The organism is Paenibacillus dendritiformis (assembly GCF_945605565.1).
GTDB lineage: Bacteria > Bacillota > Bacilli > Paenibacillales > Paenibacillaceae > Paenibacillus_B > Paenibacillus_B dendritiformis_A.
The window spans coordinates 2,939,719-2,956,624 of the sequence record NZ_OX216966.1 but is presented as its reverse complement, the minus strand read 5'-3'; the positions used below and the strand labels follow the sequence as shown (position 1 = coordinate 2,956,624).

General features: G+C 59.0%; 15 protein-coding genes. All 15 read right to left on the bottom strand.

What is annotated here, in order from left to right; all coding sequences use genetic code 11:
- Nucleotides 1–86: 86 nt before the first annotated feature.
- Complete coding sequence (locus tag NNL35_RS12975) at nt 87–386, bottom strand: hypothetical protein (RefSeq protein WP_238535270.1); 300 nt, start codon at nt 384–386, stop codon at nt 87–89.
- Nucleotides 383–1,066 carry a ribulose-phosphate 3-epimerase gene (rpe, locus tag NNL35_RS12970; protein WP_006675259.1) on the bottom strand — a complete coding sequence of 228 codons (684 nt, stop codon included), beginning with the start codon at nt 1,064–1,066 and terminating at the stop codon, nt 383–385. Before rpe ends, NNL35_RS12975 begins: the two co-directional genes overlap by 4 nt.
- Before the next feature lies 1 nt (nt 1,067).
- On the bottom strand, nt 1,068–1,985 hold the full coding sequence (gene rsgA, locus NNL35_RS12965; protein ID WP_006675258.1) for a ribosome small subunit-dependent GTPase A: 918 nt from the start codon (nt 1,983–1,985) through the stop codon (nt 1,068–1,070).
- 134 nt (nt 1,986–2,119) lie between these two features.
- Nucleotides 2,120–4,252, bottom strand: coding sequence for a Stk1 family PASTA domain-containing Ser/Thr kinase (gene pknB, locus NNL35_RS12960; protein ID WP_006675257.1), 2,133 nt, complete (start codon nt 4,250–4,252; stop codon nt 2,120–2,122).
- Between the two features lie 4 nt (nt 4,253–4,256).
- Nucleotides 4,257–5,015: a Stp1/IreP family PP2C-type Ser/Thr phosphatase gene (locus NNL35_RS12955; protein WP_040730041.1), complete on the bottom strand. Its 759-nt coding sequence runs from the start codon at nt 5,013–5,015 to the stop codon at nt 4,257–4,259.
- A gap of 6 nt (nt 5,016–5,021) precedes the next feature.
- Nucleotides 5,022–6,074 (bottom strand): dual-specificity RNA methyltransferase RlmN, encoded by a 1,053-nt coding sequence (gene rlmN, locus NNL35_RS12950; RefSeq protein WP_006675255.1) that lies wholly within the window; start codon nt 6,072–6,074, stop codon nt 5,022–5,024.
- A 1,280-nt stretch (nt 6,075–7,354) separates the two neighbouring features.
- Nucleotides 7,355–8,731, bottom strand: a complete 1,377-nt coding sequence (gene rsmB / locus NNL35_RS12945) for a 16S rRNA (cytosine(967)-C(5))-methyltransferase RsmB (RefSeq protein ID WP_083835653.1) — start codon at nt 8,729–8,731, stop codon at nt 7,355–7,357.
- A gap of 32 nt (nt 8,732–8,763) precedes the next feature.
- Nucleotides 8,764–9,705: a methionyl-tRNA formyltransferase gene (fmt, locus tag NNL35_RS12940; RefSeq protein WP_006680132.1), complete on the bottom strand. Its 942-nt coding sequence runs from the start codon at nt 9,703–9,705 to the stop codon at nt 8,764–8,766.
- Nucleotides 9,702–10,184, bottom strand: coding sequence for a peptide deformylase (def, locus tag NNL35_RS12935; RefSeq protein WP_006680131.1), 483 nt, complete (start codon nt 10,182–10,184; stop codon nt 9,702–9,704). The genes fmt and def overlap by 4 nt, the downstream gene beginning before the upstream one ends.
- Nucleotides 10,185–10,498: 314 nt before the next feature.
- Nucleotides 10,499–13,087, bottom strand: coding sequence for a primosomal protein N' (priA, locus tag NNL35_RS12930; RefSeq protein WP_193372706.1), 2,589 nt, complete (start codon nt 13,085–13,087; stop codon nt 10,499–10,501).
- 13 nt (nt 13,088–13,100) lie between these two features.
- Nucleotides 13,101–14,405, bottom strand: coding sequence for a bifunctional phosphopantothenoylcysteine decarboxylase/phosphopantothenate--cysteine ligase CoaBC (coaBC, locus tag NNL35_RS12925; protein WP_006680129.1), 1,305 nt, complete (start codon nt 14,403–14,405; stop codon nt 13,101–13,103).
- A gap of 210 nt (nt 14,406–14,615) precedes the next feature.
- The gene (rpoZ, locus tag NNL35_RS12920) at nt 14,616–14,819 is read right to left on the bottom strand and encodes a DNA-directed RNA polymerase subunit omega (protein ID WP_006680128.1); all 204 of its coding nucleotides are present in this window, start codon (nt 14,817–14,819) and stop codon (nt 14,616–14,618) included.
- A gap of 313 nt (nt 14,820–15,132) precedes the next feature.
- Complete coding sequence (gmk, locus tag NNL35_RS12915; RefSeq protein ID WP_040734607.1) at nt 15,133–15,711, bottom strand: guanylate kinase; 579 nt, start codon at nt 15,709–15,711, stop codon at nt 15,133–15,135.
- Between the two features lie 13 nt (nt 15,712–15,724).
- The gene (remA, locus tag NNL35_RS12910) at nt 15,725–15,985 is read right to left on the bottom strand and encodes an extracellular matrix/biofilm regulator RemA (protein WP_005548256.1); all 261 of its coding nucleotides are present in this window, start codon (nt 15,983–15,985) and stop codon (nt 15,725–15,727) included.
- A 35-nt stretch (nt 15,986–16,020) separates the two neighbouring features.
- A complete protein-coding gene (locus tag NNL35_RS12905; RefSeq protein WP_006680126.1) occupies nt 16,021–16,905 on the bottom strand; it encodes a YicC/YloC family endoribonuclease in 885 nt (294 codons plus the stop codon).
- Nucleotide 16,906: the final 1 nt, after the last annotated feature.

Here is a 16,906-nt window from a genome sequence, read left to right as displayed (position 1 = left end):
TTACATGAGAGATCTGTGCTCATGTAACCATCATATGCCGCAGGCCATTCATCTATGCACGGGCGACAAGCCCCATTCGCGCCCATTTATGCGGCGGGTGCCGGCATCTGCTGCATGTATAAATATACAGACATCATGAAGACAAAGATAAAATAGAACAAAATCGACAACAGAATCAAGCCGATGCGCATCCCCTTTGTCGGATTCCGCTTGAAAAAGCGAATTCCAAGCAGAAGCGCGCCGAGCGAGCAAATGATATTTAACGGGAAATTCAAAAAAGCGTAAAATCCGACCAGCGTGCCGCAAACAAAGCTGTACGATGCCAGCGTCAGCGCCGTTCTCCACATAGGCACTCTCCCCTTCTCCGGCCCCTCCGTTCCTGTCATTGCCGCGCTCGCTCCGCGGATTCACGGATGGACTGAATAGCCGCTTCCCGGCTGGCCGCTCCGTAGACCGCGCTGCCGGCCACGAGCACGTCCGCTCCTGCCGCAGCGACCAATGGCGCCGTCTCGGCCGTAATCCCGCCATCGACTTCGATATGAGTCTCTGCCCGGCCCAGCTCGTCCAGCCGTTGGCGAAGCCGGCGAATTTTGTCCGTCATCGAAGCGATGAACTTCTGTCCGCCAAATCCCGGGTTGACCGTCATGATGAGGACCAGATCAAGATCCGCCAGCACCTCTTCGATCGCCGTCAGGGACGTTCCCGGATTGAGCGCCACGCCCGCCCGGGCCCCTGCCTCCTTAATCTGATGGACGACCCGATGGAGATGAGGGCAGGCTTCCGCATGCACCGTAATGACATCCGCGCCTGCGGCGGCGAACGCGTCGATATATTTCTCCGGCTCGACAATCATCAAATGCACGTCCAGCGGCAGCGCCGTATGCGGGCGGAGCGCTTGCACAATGTTCGGCCCGAGCGTCAGGTTCGGCACGAAGCGGCCGTCCATCGCGTCTACATGAATCCAGTCGGCGCCTCCCTGCTCCACATTTCGAACCTCTTCGCCCAGCTTGGCGAAGTCGGCCGATAAGATAGAAGGGGCGATACGAATCGTTTGCTGTGCTGTCATGTCAGTACCTCCGTCGTTTGTCTTTCATTTCGTCGAAAAATAACAGGTAATGCTCATAGCGTGAATCGGCGATCAAGCCTTCCTGAACCCCCTCCTTCACCCGGCAGCCCGGTTCGTGAATATGAGTACAGCCCCTGAACTTGCAGTCGCCCGCATAGCTTCGGAATTCACGGAAGCACCAGCCGAGCTGATCCACCCCAAGCTCAAGGAAATCAAGCTGGCTGAATCCGGGCGTGTCGGCAATATATCCGCCCTGCGGGAGCGGCAGCAGCTCAACGTGGCGCGTCGTATGCTTGCCCCGGCCCAGCCGCTGGCTAATCTGGTTCGTCTCCAGTGACACCCCAGGGAGCATCGCGTTCAAGAGAGAGGACTTGCCGACGCCGGACTGGCCGGCGAATACGCTGATCTGATCGGCTAACCGGTCTGCCACGCCCTGATATCCGAATCCGCCCTTGGCGCTCGTGGCGATAACCTCATATCCGATGCCCCGGTACAAGGCGATCAACTCCTCCATCCGCCGGCGCAGACGCGCCGACTCCTCCTCCGGAAGCCGATCGAGCAGATCCCACTTCGTCAGCAGAATGACCGCCTCCACCTCCGCATGCTCGATATGGACGAGGAACTTGTCTAGCAGCTGCATGTTCAGCTCCGGCTCCGTCACCGAGAACACGAGCGCAGCCAGCGATACATTGGCGATTGGCGGCCGGATCAGCTCGCTCTCCCGCGGCCCGATCTCGTCCACCACGCCCTCTCCGTTCTCGGTGAAGGAGTAGACGACGCGGTCGCCGACCAGCGGGGACACGCCCTTCTTCTTGAAAATGCCGCGCGCCCGGCACTGCACCGTCTTTCCGCCGCGCTTTCCCTCTTCCTCCACGTAATAGTATCCGCTCAACGCCTTGACGATAAGGCCTTTAGGCATGCTTATCTACCACGAACATATTGATTCCCTCCATATAATTCGAAATTATAGGGGCCCCTCCATCGTCACATCGTCTCCGCAGACGCAGATGGAAGGGCGGCCAATCTCATCTCGGAAGAAGGCTTCCCAGACAATTACTCGCCCGGGTCTATTCCTCCCCCTTCTTCTTGTCCTTCCCCTTCTCCTTCGCTCTGTCCTTGAATTTCTCCTTCAACTTCTTGCCCTTGCCTGGCCAAGGGGTCGTCTATGGCCGGCGGTATCTGCACCGTGCCCTGCTTGGCATCGGTATAGCTCACCGTGTACGTATCCAGGAATTCACCATCCCGGTACAATAGTACGACCCCGTCTTTGTTCGGAGCGAGCACGAGCTCTACGTTGAAGATTTGGCTTGATGTGATTTTCTGTGTTCCCCATTCTTTATTCTCTCCGGTTGCGTCCGTATAGACGATACGGATCGTGCTCGTCTTGCCGTTCTCCTTTGGAGCCACCGGCAGTGGGAACGTATAGCGCAGCGCCTCCGGCGGGTAGCCCGAGCTGACATAGATGCGGACCTCCGAGCCCTTGGCTACCGGATCGTTCGGCTCGAACGGCTGCTGCTTGAATACGCGGCCAGCCGGCTGCTCGTAACTCGCCTCCTCAATAATGCCATCCTTGGCCAGCTTCAGCCCGCTCGCATCAATCTTGGCAATCGCCTCGTCCTTCGTCGCGCCGACAAGGTTCGGCATGCCGAACGTTTCTTTGCCTTTGCTGACGAGCAGCTTCACCGAAGCATTGCGCGGATCGACCTTCTCCCCGGCAGCCGGCGTCGTGCCGACGACCGTTCCCGGCTCGGCTTCATCGTCGAATACCGGCTCCTTCGTGATGCGGGAGCTGTCGAAGCCGATTTCGATCAACTGCTGAATAACCAGCTCCGAAGGCTTGCCGGCATAATCCTCCAAATTAATGTACGGACTTCCCTCGCTCACATACAGCCGGACGCTCGACCCTTCCTTCACTTTCGTGCCTTCCGGCTTGCTCTGATCGAAGACAACGCCCTTCTCGAAGCCTTCCTTCGGCTCGTACACAATCGGGTCCTCCACCACGATTTTCCGTTCGGCCAACGCGCTCTTCGCCGCCGCCTCCGTCATTTTGATGACGTTCGGCATGACGACATCATTGACGACAAGCAGACTTTTCACATAAAAGACGACGCCAATCAGGATGCCGAGGAACAACAGCGTTGCCCCGATCCAGACCGTCGGCTTCACCCATCCCTTCTGCGCCGGCTTGGCCGGTTCCCTGCCGGCTGCCACTGGGGCGGCTGCAGGTGCGGGCGCCGATCCGGGATACGTGTCCGAAGGCTGGCGGTCATCCCGCTCCTGCGCCCGAATGGCGGGCATGACACGGGTTTCTTCCGGGTCCTCGTACACTTTGCGCTGGGCGAACATTACCTTCGCTTCATGCGCCCGCTCGGGAGTCAGGCTGGTCTCCAGGTCGCGCAGCATTTCCGCGGCAGATTGGTACCGCTCTGCCGGATTTTTACGCATCGACTTCAAAATAATATTTTCGACGCTTTGCGGAATATGCGGATTCACCTTGCGCGGTTCCTCGAACGGTTCCTGCAAATGCTTGAGCGCGACGCTGATCGGGCTTTCGCCCAAAAACGGCAGTCTGCCGGTAAGCATCTGGTAGAGCACGATGCCGAGAGAATACAGATCAGACTTTTCTCCCGCCGATATTCCTTTCGCATGCTCCGGCGAGAAATAATGCACCGAGCCGACGACCGATCCCGTCTGAGTAATGGTCGACGACGTGACGGCCCGCGCGATCCCGAAGTCCGTTACTTTTACCCGGCCGTTACGGCCGATCAGTATATTATGAGGCTTAATATCTCGATGAATAATCCGGTTCTGATGAGCATGGTCGAGCGCATCGCATATTTGGGACGCGATCCGCACCGCTTCCTCAACCTGCAGCGGAGCACGCTGCTGTATAATCTCGTTCAGATTATGCCCTTCCACATACTCCATCACAATATAATGCGTGTCGTCCTCTTGGCCAACATCGTAAATGCTGACCACGTTCGGGTGGCTCAGCGAAGCGGCGGACTGAGCCTCTCGCCGAAAGCGCTGGATAAACTCCTCGTCATGCACGAACTGCTGGCGCAGCACTTTGACCGCGACATAACGGTTCAACAGATTATCCAATGCCTTATAGACGAGAGCCATGCCGCCCCCGCCGATACGGGCGGTAATCTCATACCTTCCGGCAAGTGTTGTTCCTATCACGTACTCACTCCTCCTTCCCGGCGTCAGGATGCTCCAGCAGGACGACCGTAACGTTGTCGTCTCCGCCGGCCTCCAGCGCCTGGCTAAGCAGCCGGTCTGCCCGTGCAGACAACGGGAGCGACGGATCAATGACCGTGCTCCAGATATGGTCCTCATCCACCATGCTGGTCAAGCCGTCGCTGCACAGCAGCAGCGTATCGTCTTCGCCGTACTCCACCGGGATAATATCCACCTTTACCTGCTCATCGGTGCCGAGCGCCCGCACCAGCACGTTGCGCCGCGGATGGCGCTCCGCCTCTTCCGGGCCGATCTGGCCGCTCTTGACCAACTCATTGACCAGCGTATGGTCCTCCGTCAGCTGAACGATCCCGCGCCGCCCGATTCGATAGGCACGGCTGTCGCCGATATGGCCTATGTATCCGCTCGTCTGCCCAGACGGAAACAGCACCGCCACAATGGTCGTCCCCATGTGGTGGTACTTTTCATCCTGGGATGCAATATGGAAAATCGTATGGTTGGCGCGCAAAATCGCGTCTTCCAACGCTCCAGCCAACTGCTGCTCCTCCAGCTGCCGCGGCAGGGCCGCCAGCTCGGAGACTACCGTCTCTACTGCTAGGCGGCTCGCGATATCGCCTGCCTGATGTCCGCCCATGCCGTCCGCGACGACGGCGATATCATAGCCGTTCGTCAGCTCGGATACATAGGCCCGATCTTCATTGACTGCGCGCACGCGTCCAACATCGGAACGATGCACAGCTCTCATTCTTCCTCACCTCGCATTGGACTCCAAATGCTTGGCACGCAGCTGGCCGCAAGCGGCGGCAATGTCATGCCCCTGCTCCCGCCGGATGGTCGAGTTGATGCCCCGATCCAGCAGCGTGCGATGGAACTTGAAAATATCATTGCGCGGAGTGCGGATATAGTTGCGCTCCGGCACATAGTTAACCGGAATCAGATTGACGTGGGCCAGCATCTCCATCCGCTTCAGCACGTCCGCCAACTCCTCCGCATGCTCCACCTTGTCGTTCACGCCCCCGATCAGAGCGTACTCGAACGTAATTCTGCGCCCGGTCTTCACCTGATAATGCTTCAGCGCCTCCATCACCTCAATGAACGGATAGCGGCGGTTGACCGGCATCAGCTTCGAGCGCAGCGCGTCGTTCGGCGCATGGATCGAGATCGCGAGATTAATCTGCGTGTTCTCGTCCGTGAACCGGTAAATGCTCGGCACAATGCCGCTCGTCGACACGGTAATATGGCGCTGCCCGATGTTCAACCCTCTCTCATGAATCATCGTCCGCAGAAACGCCATCGTCGCGTCATAATTCTCGAACGGCTCGCCTGTCCCCATAATGACGATGCTGCTGATGCGCTCGTTCGTCTCGTCGAGCATCTTCTGCGCCGTGACGACCTGAGCGACGATTTCACCCGCCGTCAGGTTGCGCTTCAGCCCGCCCAGCGTCGAGGCGCAGAACGTGCAGCCGACCCGGCAGCCGACCTGAGTCGTGACGCAGATGCTGTTCCCGTAGCTATGCCTCATGATGACCGTCTCGATCGCATGGTCGTCATGCAGCCCGAACAAAAACTTGACGGTGCCGTCCTGGGACTTCATATGCGTAATCACCTTCAAGTTCACGAAATCGAAGCTCTCATCCAGCTTGCCGCGCAGCCCCTTGGACAGATTCGTCATCTCCTCGAAGCTGGTTACCCGCTTCACATAGAGCCAATCGAAGATTTGCCCCGCCCGAAAAGCAGGCTCCCCTTGCTCCTTCAGCCATTGCTCAAGCTGCTCGAACGTATAGTCGTATATAAATGCTTTCATGTATAGTTCAACCTTTCGCTTCATCACTTGTCATGCAGTCGATCTATTTTACCACAAATGGCGCCCTTGCCAAAAGCCAAGCCAAATTCGCATCCTCCGTCCTAGGCTTGCCGGTTCCGCAAGCGCCCCTTCCGCCCGGCCTCCGGCATGCCCCCTGCTTCCAAAGCCCCGGGAACCGGAAAATCCCGCAGCCAGCAAAACCATCAACAGCCCTCCTATCCGAGTATACAACCAACCCGCCCTCATATATGCGCATGTCCCCCCTGAAACGTCGATAAAACTTGCTGACCAGATTTTACCCCTGAACTGCTCAGGTATCTATTCGGCGGCTCTTTTGCTCATTCTCCCATCCGCTCAGGTATCTATTCGATCACCCTTTTGCTCGTTCTCCCGACTGCTCAGGTATCTCTTCGGCGGCCCTTTTGCTCGTTCTCCCATCCGCTCAGGTATCTATTCGATCACCCTTTTGCTCGTTCTCCCGGCTTCTCAGGTATCTCTTTAGCGGCTCTTTTGCTCATTCTCCCATCCGCTCAGGTATCTATTCGATCACCCTTTTGCTCGTTCTCCCGACTGCTCAGGTTCTACCTCACGATTAAAAAGTCGTCACACAAGTACATCCTTGATACTAGAAGAGACTGTCTAAAAGGAACTTGCCAACTTGCCGCGCCCTTTTTCCTGACCGCTTGGGATATTGCCTAAAAGGAGCCTGTACACTTCCTCTTTCCTGACCGCTTGGGATATTGCCTAAAAGGAGCTTGCACACTTCCTTTTTCCTGACTGCTTGGGATACTGCCTAAAAGGAGCTTGCATACTTCCTTTTTCCTGACCGCATGGGATATTGCCTAAAAGGAGCCTGCACACTTCCTTTTTCCTGACCGCTTGGGATATTGCCTAAAAGGAACCTGCATACTTCCTTTTTCCTGACTGCTTGGGATATTGCTTAAAAGGAACCTGCATACTTCCTTTTTCCTGACTGCTTGGGATATTGCCTAAAAGGAGCCTGCACACTTCCTTTTTCCTGACTGCTTGGGATATTGCCTAAAAGGAGCCTGCACACTTCCTTTTTCCTGACTGCTTGGGATATTGCTTAAAAGGAACCTGCATACTTCTTCTTTTCTGACTGGATGGGAGAGCGAACAAAAGGGACTTATGTACATCATCTCTCCTGACTGCTCACTGCCTGCTGAAAATGAGCTAATGTAACGCCAATAGCCGCATCGTCCAAACGGGGCAACCGTATGGTCGATGCGGCTATATTCGCTCTATTGCCTTAGTTCCGTTCAGCGCCCGGCTTCTCCCGGCCCGTCCGCGCGCTGCAGACAGGCAATGAAGAAGCCGTCGGACCCGGCATCCTGCGGCAGCACCTGTAGCATGCCGGCCGGACTCCTCCGCAGCGCTGCGTCCAGCGCGTTCTGCGGCAGGGCGCTCGTCCACGATGCATCCAGCGTCCAGCCCGGCGTTCTTTCCAGGAAGCGGCGGACGGCGTCCCCGTTCTCCTCCGGCTCGACCGTGCAGGTCGAATAGACGAGCCGGCCGCCGGGGCGCACCATCCGCGCCGCTTCCGTCAGCAGCCGCTCCTGAAGCGAAGCGATAGCAGCGACATCCTCCTCGCGCTTCGCCCACTTAATATCCGGCTTGCGGCGAATGACGCCGAAGCCGGTGCACGGCGCGTCCAGCAGCACAACGTCGAACGATGCCTGCGGCAGGGCTTGTCCCAGCTCCGCCGCATCGACGCTCATTACGCGCATCGACGTCAAGCCGAGCCGGGCGGCTTGCTCCTCGATAAGCGCCACCTTGTGGGCGTGGATGTCGTTCGCTGTGACTTCGCCCATATCGCCCATTCGTTCGGCGATATGGGTCGATTTGCCGCCTGGGGCGGCGCAGCAGTCGAGGACGCGCATGCCCGGTTCCGGCCGCAGCGCCTCGACGACGAGCATTGAGCTCTCGTCCTGCACCGATAGGCGGCCGTCACGATACCAGGCGCTGTGCGCCAGGTTGCCGGCGCCGGCGGCTACGATGCCGTCAGGGGAGAGCGCGGACGATTCGGCCCGGTAGCCGTCCGCGCGCATCTCGGCCAGCAGCGCCTCGCGCGTGCTGCGCAGCCGGTTCACCCGCGCGCTGCCATGGGGCGGCCGGTTGTTCGCCGCGCACATGGCGGCCGTCTCGGCTTCGCCGTAGGCCGCGATCCAGCGGGCGACGAGCCATTCCGGATGCGAGTGCTCCCAAGCGATGCGGCTGACGGGACCATCGGCCGGCGGAGCGGTCCACAGCTCCGGTTCGCGCATGATGGCGCGCAGAACGCCGTTCACGAAGCCGCCCATCGCCTGCTGCCCGCGCCGCTTCGCGATCGCGACCGCTTCGTTCACCGCCGCATGCGGGGGCACGCGGTCAAGATAGCGAAGCTGGTACGCGGTCATCCGGAGCAGATTGCGGACCCAGGGCTTCAGCTTCGCCAAGCCGCGCTGCACCTTCCGCGCGAGCACGCCGTCGATCGTATTGAGGCGCTGAATCGTGCCATACACCAGCTCCGTCGCCAGCGCGGCATCCGCCCGTTCCAGCTGCGCTTCCTTTAGCGCCCGGTTCAATTCCAGATTGCTGTAGGAGCCTTCCTTCTCCACCCGGACGAGCACCTCCAACGCGACGTCACGCGCTGTCAAACGTCGGCGAGGCGGACGTCGTTCTCCACCGTTCACGACAGCACCGTCCCTTGCTCCATTTTGCCGCCGCGAAGGAACTCGGAGACCGGCATGGCCTTCTTGCCTGCAGGCTGCACTTCAAGCAGGGAGAGGACGCCTTGTCCGGTCTGGATGCGAAGGCCGTCCGTTCCTGCCGTCAGGACGGTGCCTGGGGCAGCCGCGGCTTCTCCTGCGGCCGCGGGCTCCGGCCGGCATGCCCACACCTTGAATACTTCGCCGTTCCAAGTCGTGAAGGCGCCGGAAAACGGTACGAGGCCCCGCACCTGATTGGCGATCTGCTCCGCGGGGCGCGTCCAGTCGATTCGCTCATCCTCGCGCTTCAGATTCGGCGCGTAGGTCGCCTCGTCATGAGGCTGCGGCACCGCTTCAACCTGGCCGGCAATAATATCCGGCAGCGTACGCCGGAGCAGATCCGCTCCGGCCTCGCTCAGCTTCGCGAACATCGTGCCCGCATTGTCGTCTTCGCCAATCGGTACTTCGACCCGGCTGATCATATCGCCGGTATCCATACCTTCCGCCATATACATAATGGTGACGCCGGTCACCGTCTCTCCGTTCATAATCGAACGCTGAATCGGCGCGCCGCCCCGGTACTTCGGCAGCAGCGAGCCATGCAAGTTGATGCAGCCCAGCCGGGGAATATCGAGCACCGCCTTCGGCAAGATCTGACCGTACGCCGCCGTCACGATCAGATCGGGCTGCAGGGCGCGGATATCGTCCACCGTGTCCGAGGTGCGAAGCTTCTCCGGCTGCCACACCGTCAATCCATGCTGCAGCGCTTCCGCCTTCACCGGCGTCGGCGTCAGCACCCGCTTACGGCCGACGGGACGATCCGGCTGCGTCACGACAGCCGCGATCTCATACCCTTCCTGGATCAGCATGCGGAGGGAAGCGACAGCAAAATCCGGCGTCCCCATAAATACGATCTTCGTCATTCCGCCTTCCTGCCTTCACGCGGAACTTCATACACGCTCTCCGCAATCTCAGTGAACAGAATCCCGTTCAAATGGTCGATCTCATGCTGGAAGGCGCGGGCCAGGAAATCCGACGCTTCCACCGTAAACGTATTGCCGTGGCGGTCAAGCCCTTGCACTGTTATGTGCTGATGACGGCGCACATCGCCGTTCAGTCCCGGAATGCTGAGGCATCCCTCCGGGCCGAGCTGTTCCCCTTCCGCCTTGAGAATGACAGGGTTAATCATCTCGATCAAGCCGTGCTCGTCTCCGACATCGACAACGATCACTCGCTTCAGAATCCCGATCTGAGGGGCGGCCAGGCCGACGCCCTCCGCGTGGTACATTGTGTCCGCCATATCATTCAGCAGCTTGTGGATATTCGGAGTCAGCTTCGTGACCTCCTTAGCTACCTGATGAAGAACCGGATCCGGTTCATGTACGATAATTCGCAATGCCATAGGGCACACCATCCTTTATTCGTCTTAATCGACATCGTTCTGTCGGAATCCATGCTTCACGTTCTGAATCCAACGTCGTGATACAGCGGGTATATTCTAGCAGAAGCCTTCAGCCCGCGTTATATGATTGCATCCTCTATTATCAAATTATCAAGACCGTTCAACGCCCTCTCAGACCGGCTGCATGCACGCCGGTGGATCCGGACGGCAGCTCCAACGCTCCGCCAGCTTCATCCACAACCGCCCATTCGCCGAGTGCCTTGTCACCATTGGCCGCCCAGGTCTTCCGGGCCGATCCATGCGATTCCCCCGGCTTACATCATCATCTGCGGGTCGATATCGACGCTGAACCGGACGTCCTGCTCTTTGGCGATCGAGTCGAACTCGCGCATCGCTTCCGCCAGCAGACCCGACAGATTCACGTCTCCCCGGCATTTGATAATGCACTGGAAGCGGTAGCGATTCTTGATGCGCGGAATCGGAGAGGCGACCGGTCCGAGAATCTCCATCGCCTCGGCATGCTCATGCAGCGGAAGCAGCCAGCCTTGGCGCTCCGCCAGCTCCTTGAGCCGCTGGGCCGCGTTCTCGGCCACGCGCACGAGCAGCGGCAGCTGTTCATGCGACATTGATAGCAGCGCCAGGCGGCAGAAGGGCGGCACCATCAGATTGCGTCGGTGCCGCAGCTCTTCGGAAGCGAAGCCGCGGTAATCATGCCCCGACGCATGGATGATCGAGTAGTGCTCCGGCGCATAGGTCTGCACGATGACTTCGCCCGGCAGATCATGGCGTCCGGCCCGGCCGGCAACCTGCGTCAGCAGGTGGAACGTCTTCTCCGCCGCGCGGAAGTCCGGCATATGCAGCGCCGAATCGGCGGCAATGACCCCGACCAGCGTGACAAACGGGAAGTCCAGTCCCTTCGCCACCATTTGCGTGCCCAACAGTACGTCGGCCTTCCGTTCGCGGAACTGCTGCAGCAGCCGTTCATGCGAACCTTTCTCCGAGGTCGTGTCCACGTCCATCCGAATGACGCGAATGCCGGGAAAGCGGCGGGCGAGCTGTTCCTCTACCCGCTGGGTGCCCGTGCCGAAATAACGGATATGCTCGCTCTCGCATGACGGGCATACTTCCGGCGCCCGCTCCGCGTGACCGCAGTAGTGGCAGCGCATATGCCCCGTCTTCATATGGTACGTCAGCGAAATATCGCATTCCGGACACTGCGCCACATAGCCGCAGCTGCGGCACATGACGAACGTCGAGTAGCCTCTGCGATTCAACAGCAGCACGGTCTGCTCCTGACGCTCCAGCCGCTGCTCCAGTGCCGCCTCCAGCGGCGCGCTGAACATGGAACGGTTGCCAAGCTTCAGCTGCTCCCTCATATCGACGACCGTCACCGGAGGAAGCGGCCTGCCGCCAACGCGCGAAGGCATCGCCAGCGGGGCCAGCTTCCAAGGCGGCGCCTCCAGCCCCGCAGGCAGCTGTTCATAGCCGTTCAGACGGGTGGCGTAATACGTCTCCATCGAAGGCGTCGCCGAACCGAGAACGACGACGGCGCCTTGCCGGCGCGCCCGTTCAATCGCCACATCGCGGGCGTGATATTTCGGCGTCTCTTCCTGCTTGTAGGATGACTCATGCTCTTCATCCATAATAATAAGGCCAATCCGGGGAAAAGGGGCAAACACCGCTGAGCGGGCCCCGATCGCCACCTGCACGCGGCCTTCGCGAATTTTGCGCCACTCGTCGTAACGTTCGCCCTGGGAGAGTCGGCTATGCATCACCGCTACCCGGGAGCCGAATCTTCCCTTGAAGCGCTCGACCATCTGCGGAGTCAGCGAGATCTCCGGCACAAGCACGATCGCTTCGCGTCCGGAATCGAGGCAGCGTTCAATCGCCTGCAAATAGACCTCTGTCTTGCCGCTCCCGGTGACCCCGTGCAGCAGAAACGTCTGATGCTCCTGTTCGTCCACCGCGTGCGCAATCGCTTCGAAGACGCGCTGCTGCTCCTCTGTCAGCGGCAGCGGCTTCGATGGCCGGAAACGGCGTTGAGCGTATGGATCCCGCATCACTTCGACCTCGTCGATGGCGACATAGCCTTTTGCCTCAAGCGCCTTGACCGCGGATGCGTTCAAGCTTTTGAGCGGCAGTTCGCCGCCATATTCCGCAAGGAGCCGCAGCGTTTCCTGCTGTCTTCCGGCCCGGCTGCCCAGCCGGGTAACCGCCTCGCCGACATCATCGACCGTCAGCGTCACCCTCTTCAGCCGCTTGACTCCGATGCGATCCTTAATCCGCTCCGTCTCCTGCAGCCAGCCTTGCTGGAGCGCTTCCTTAATGAGGCGCGCTGCCTGGGGAAAGGCCTGCAGCAGCTTCGGCGCCGGCAGCGGCTCGTTGCGCTGCACATAAGCAAGCAGACTGCGTGTCTGCGGGTCGTCCAGCAGACGATCCGGGCGCAGCGCCAATTCATCCGTCCCGCCGTCGGCGCCTTGAAGGAACAGGCGGGCATCGTCGCCCAGCGAGAGCGCCTTTTCCCGCTTGCCCTTGATGGCTCCCGGAATCATCGCTTGCAGAGCGGCTGTCAGCGTGCATACATAGCGGTCGCTCATCCACATTCCGAGCTCGACGAGATCGGCCGGGAGCGGCGGTACGACATCCAGCAGCTGCTGAATCGGCTTCAGCCGGGACAGCGGCACATCCGTCCGGTCGGATAATCCGATGACGAAGCCTTGCACTGTCCGCCCGCCGAACGGGACCCCGACCCGGCTGCCCGTCTCGATCCATTCCGCCATGGATGGAGGAATGGCGTAATCGAACGGCCGGTCCGTATCTTTGACCGACACATCGACGATGACGCGCGCGATCGCCAAGCCGGAATTAATTTCGACTGCCCCCGCTTGCCATTCGTCCCGCATCCGATCCGCTCCATTATGATTCAAGCGAATGCACCTCGTCAGGCATGGATGGCGGTTCATCTCCCGCTGCAGACGCCTGAGCGGCAATCTGCAGCAGACGCCGTGCTACCTCGCGCTTGGCCGTGAGCGGGATGCGCTCGACGAGTCCATTTTTACTATATATATGCACTTCATTGCGATCGGAACCGAAGCCCGCTTCGGTCCGGGAAACATCGTTCGCAACAATATAATCGAGATTTTTGCGGGCCAGCTTGTCCAACGCATACTGCTCCAGCTGTTCGGTCTCGGCGGCGAACCCAATGAGCAGCTGATTCTTCTTCTTCTCCCCCAGCTCCTGCAAAATATCCGGATTACGCTCCAGCTCGATAACGAGCCGCTCGCCCGTCTTCTTCAGCTTCTGGGCGGCCCGGTGCACCGGCCGGTAGTCAGCGACCGCTGCCGTCTTCACGACAATGTCCGTATCCTCGTACCGTTCCATGACGGCATCCCGCATATCCAGCGCCGACTCGACGCGGATCAGTTCGACGCCTTCCGGAGGAGCCGCCTGGGTCTGCCCGGCGATGAGCGTCACGCAGGCCCCCATGTCGCGGGCGGCTTCCGCGACCGCGAACCCCATCTTCCCGGATGAATCATTCGTAATGTAGCGGACCGGATCGATGCGCTCGACCGTGCCGCCTGCCGTGACCAGCACCCGCTTGCCTTGAAGCAGTCCGGGCCGTGCGCTTCCTTGGCCGGCTGCGCCGGCTGGCGGCAATGCGGATTCTCCGCTCCCGCTTTCTGCGAACCACCGCTTCACATATTCAACGATATGCTCCGGCTCGGCCAACCTTCCCTTGCCGGTATAGCCGCAAGCGAGGAGCCCTTCTTCCGGCTCGATGAACCGGACGCCCCGCGACCGCAATATGTCCATATTGTGCAAGACGGCCGGGTGGGCGTACATATGTACATTCATGGCCGGAGCGACCATGACCGGCGCCGTCGTGGCGAGCAGTGTCGTCGTCAGCATATCATCCGCCAGGCCATGTGCCATCTTGCCAATCACGTTCGCCGTAGCTGGCGCCACCAGCACGAGATCCGCATGATCCGCCAGATCGATGTGTGAGACGACTGAAGCGTCCCGCTCATCGAACGTGTCTGTATACACCGGCTGGCGCGACAATGTCTGGAACGTCAGCTCCGAAATAAACTGAGTCGCCGATGCCGTCATGATGACGTGCACCTCGGCCCCCTCCTGCTTCAACTTGCTGCACAGCGCTGCAGCCTTGTAAGCCGCAATGCCGCCCGTGACGCCGAGCAGTATCGATTTTCCTTGCAGCATACGCCCCCGCCTTTCCGCTCCTCTAGCGCGCAAGCGCTCCATCCCGGCGGCTGCCTGCCCTCCCGGATAGGGAGCATTCTCGTCATTTGAAAAAAATAACAACCTGACGGTTGTTATTTGCTTCCCTGCTCAATTGATGGGCGGCGGTCATTCAGCCGGTTCGGCTGTCCCGCTCACCGTCTATGAACCGATTCCGCAGCCGGATCGGAGTTACACCGCGTTGCCCTGTTCGACCGTAACATGATCGCCGTAGATCTCTTCCAGCGCCACGCCTACCTGCTTGTACGATTTGGGATTCTGCAATTCGGTCCGCTCCCCGTCGCGCAATTGCCGCGCCCGGCGGGCCGCCGCCACGACCAGCGAGTATTTGCTGTCGACTTTTTTCATCAATTCGTCAATGGATGGATATAGCATAGTTCCGCACTCCTTCTCCTGCTTGTCCCGATGCCCCTTGCCGCCGGGACCGCTTCTTACTCAACCTCGAATCCTGCGCAGCGCGTGACGAGGCACACTTATAGAGGTTGTTCAAAAAGTCCGCTTTTGATCACGAAGTGATTCAGGAAGTAACTCGGCATCGAATCTTGCATTCACTCTTGTAGTCCGCTACTCATGTAGTCCCGCCTACACTCCGTTGCTCCTACTTCGAGTTCTTGCAACCTTCTCGGTGCTGAAAAACGACCTTTTTGAACACGTACTCTATGGAAAGTGCGCCCCGCTGACTGCCGTCTTACCGATTAGGCCTGATTTTACAATGTTCGGCTATAATAATGCTCTCTATACGTTTGCACGCCAAGTCGATCTCATCGTTCACGACGGCATAATCGTAATTCGCCATCATGGCCATTTCCTCGACCGCCGCCGTCATGCGGTGATCGATGACCGTATCGTTCTCGGTGCCGCGGCCGCGAATCCGATCCTCCAGCTCGTCCAGCGACGGAGGCAGCAGGAAGATGAAGATCCCGTTCGGGAACTTCTCCTTCACCTTCAACGCGCCCTGCACTTCGATTTCCAGAATGATGTCCTGCCCTTCGTTCAGCGTCTGCTCAACGAAGTCACGCGGGGTGCCGTAGTAGTTGCCCACATATTCGGCATGCTCCAGCAGCTTGTCGTTGTCGATCATATCAAGAAACTCTTCCCGCGACTTGAAGAAGTAGTTCACTCCGTCGACTTCCCCGAGGCGGGGCTGGCGCGTTGTGGCGGACACCGAATAGATCAGGTCGGGCAGCCGCTTCAATAAAGATTTGCATACCGTGCCTTTGCCGACGCCGGAAGGGCCGGATAGCACAATCAAAAAACCTTTCTTCATGTTCATCTCCATTTTATTCGTCGTTGTCGTCATCCTTCGTTGATAAGCGATGCGCTACCGTCTCCGGCTGGACCGCGGACAAAATGACATGGTCGCTGTCCGTAATGATGACCGCGCGGGTGCGCCGGCCGTAAGTCGCGTCAATCAGCATGTGACGATCGCGCGCTTCCTGGATGATTCGCTTAATTGGAGCCGATTCCGGGCTCACGATTGAGATGATACGGTTGGCAGATACGATGTTACCAAAACCGATGTTAATCAGTTTAATGGCCATTACAGGTCCTCCCTCTACTTTCGAACGCTCCATATTTATTCCATGTTCGCGGCTTGTTCGCGAATCTTTTCCAACTCTGCCTTCATGTCTACGACATGGTTGATAATCTCCAGATGGTTCGCCTTGGAACCGATGGTGTTCACTTCCCGGTTCATCTCCTGGATGAGAAAATCGAGCTTCCTGCCGATCGGTTCCGTGCTGTCCAGCAGCTGTCTGAACTGGTTGAAATGACTCTGTAGCCGCGTCAATTCTTCATCGATGTTGGAGCGATCTGCAAACAGAGCTACCTCCATGCCGAACTTATATTCGTCCAAGGAAGACTCAGCATCCAGCAGTTGCTCTATCCGCTGTTGCAGCTTGGCGCGATACTCGGCAACGACGAGCGGAGCCCGTGCGGAAATGTCCGCATGCAGCGACTCCAGGCGGTTCAGTCGTTCCTTCATATCCTGGGCGAGGTGGTTGCCTTCCATGACCCGCATCTGACATAAACCATCCATCGCCTCCGCCAGGCCGGATTCAAGCTCGCGAAGCAGCTCTTCCTCGGACAGCGGTTGCTCCTCCTGGATGGTAAATACATCAGGCAAGCGAAGCCAGTCATTGACGGTCATCTCCCCGGAGACGCCGTATTGGTCGCGAAGCAGCCGGCCGGCCTCCATATAGGCCTTCACGGTCTGCTCATTGATGGCTACCGCCGTCTTCGCTTCCCCTTCACGCTCTCTGTTAATAAACACGTCTACCCGCCCGCGCTTGATGGATTGCTGAACGAGACGGCGCAAAGGCTCCTCGCAACTTGTCCATTCACGCGGCATGCGCAGCATGATCTCGCAATAACGATGGTTAACGGACTTCGCTTCAATCGTAATCTTGTAGCCGCCGACGCTTCGGACGGACTGGCCGTAACCGGTCATGCTGTATACCATG

Bases quoted from the DNA above. Each gene is read 5' to 3' on its own strand.
- NNL35_RS12975 (WP_238535270.1), bottom strand. From the start codon at position 386: ATGACAGGAACGGAGGGGCCGGAGAAGGGGAGAGTGCCTATGTGGAGA.
- rpe (WP_006675259.1), bottom strand. From the start codon at position 1,066: ATGACAGCACAGCAAACGATTCGTATCGCCCCTTCTATCTTATCGGCC.
- rsgA (WP_006675258.1), bottom strand. From the start codon at position 1,985: ATGCCTAAAGGCCTTATCGTCAAGGCGTTGAGCGGATACTATTACGTG.
- NNL35_RS12955 (WP_040730041.1), bottom strand. From the start codon at position 5,015: ATGAGAGCTGTGCATCGTTCCGATGTTGGACGCGTGCGCGCAGTCAAT.
- rlmN (WP_006675255.1), bottom strand. From the start codon at position 6,074: ATGAAAGCATTTATATACGACTATACGTTCGAGCAGCTTGAGCAATGG.
- fmt (WP_006680132.1), bottom strand. From the start codon at position 9,705: ATGACGAAGATCGTATTTATGGGGACGCCGGATTTTGCTGTCGCTTCC.
- def (WP_006680131.1), bottom strand. From the start codon at position 10,184: ATGGCATTGCGAATTATCGTACATGAACCGGATCCGGTTCTTCATCAG.
- priA (WP_193372706.1), bottom strand. From the start codon at position 13,087: ATGCGGGACGAATGGCAAGCGGGGGCAGTCGAAATTAATTCCGGCTTG.
- coaBC (WP_006680129.1), bottom strand. From the start codon at position 14,405: ATGCTGCAAGGAAAATCGATACTGCTCGGCGTCACGGGCGGCATTGCG.
- rpoZ (WP_006680128.1), bottom strand. From the start codon at position 14,819: ATGCTATATCCATCCATTGACGAATTGATGAAAAAAGTCGACAGCAAA.
- gmk (WP_040734607.1), bottom strand. From the start codon at position 15,711: ATGAAGAAAGGTTTTTTGATTGTGCTATCCGGCCCTTCCGGCGTCGGC.
- remA (WP_005548256.1), bottom strand. From the start codon at position 15,985: ATGGCCATTAAACTGATTAACATCGGTTTTGGTAACATCGTATCTGCC.
- NNL35_RS12905 (WP_006680126.1), bottom strand. From the start codon at position 16,905: ATGGTATACAGCATGACCGGTTACGGCCAGTCCGTCCGAAGCGTCGGC.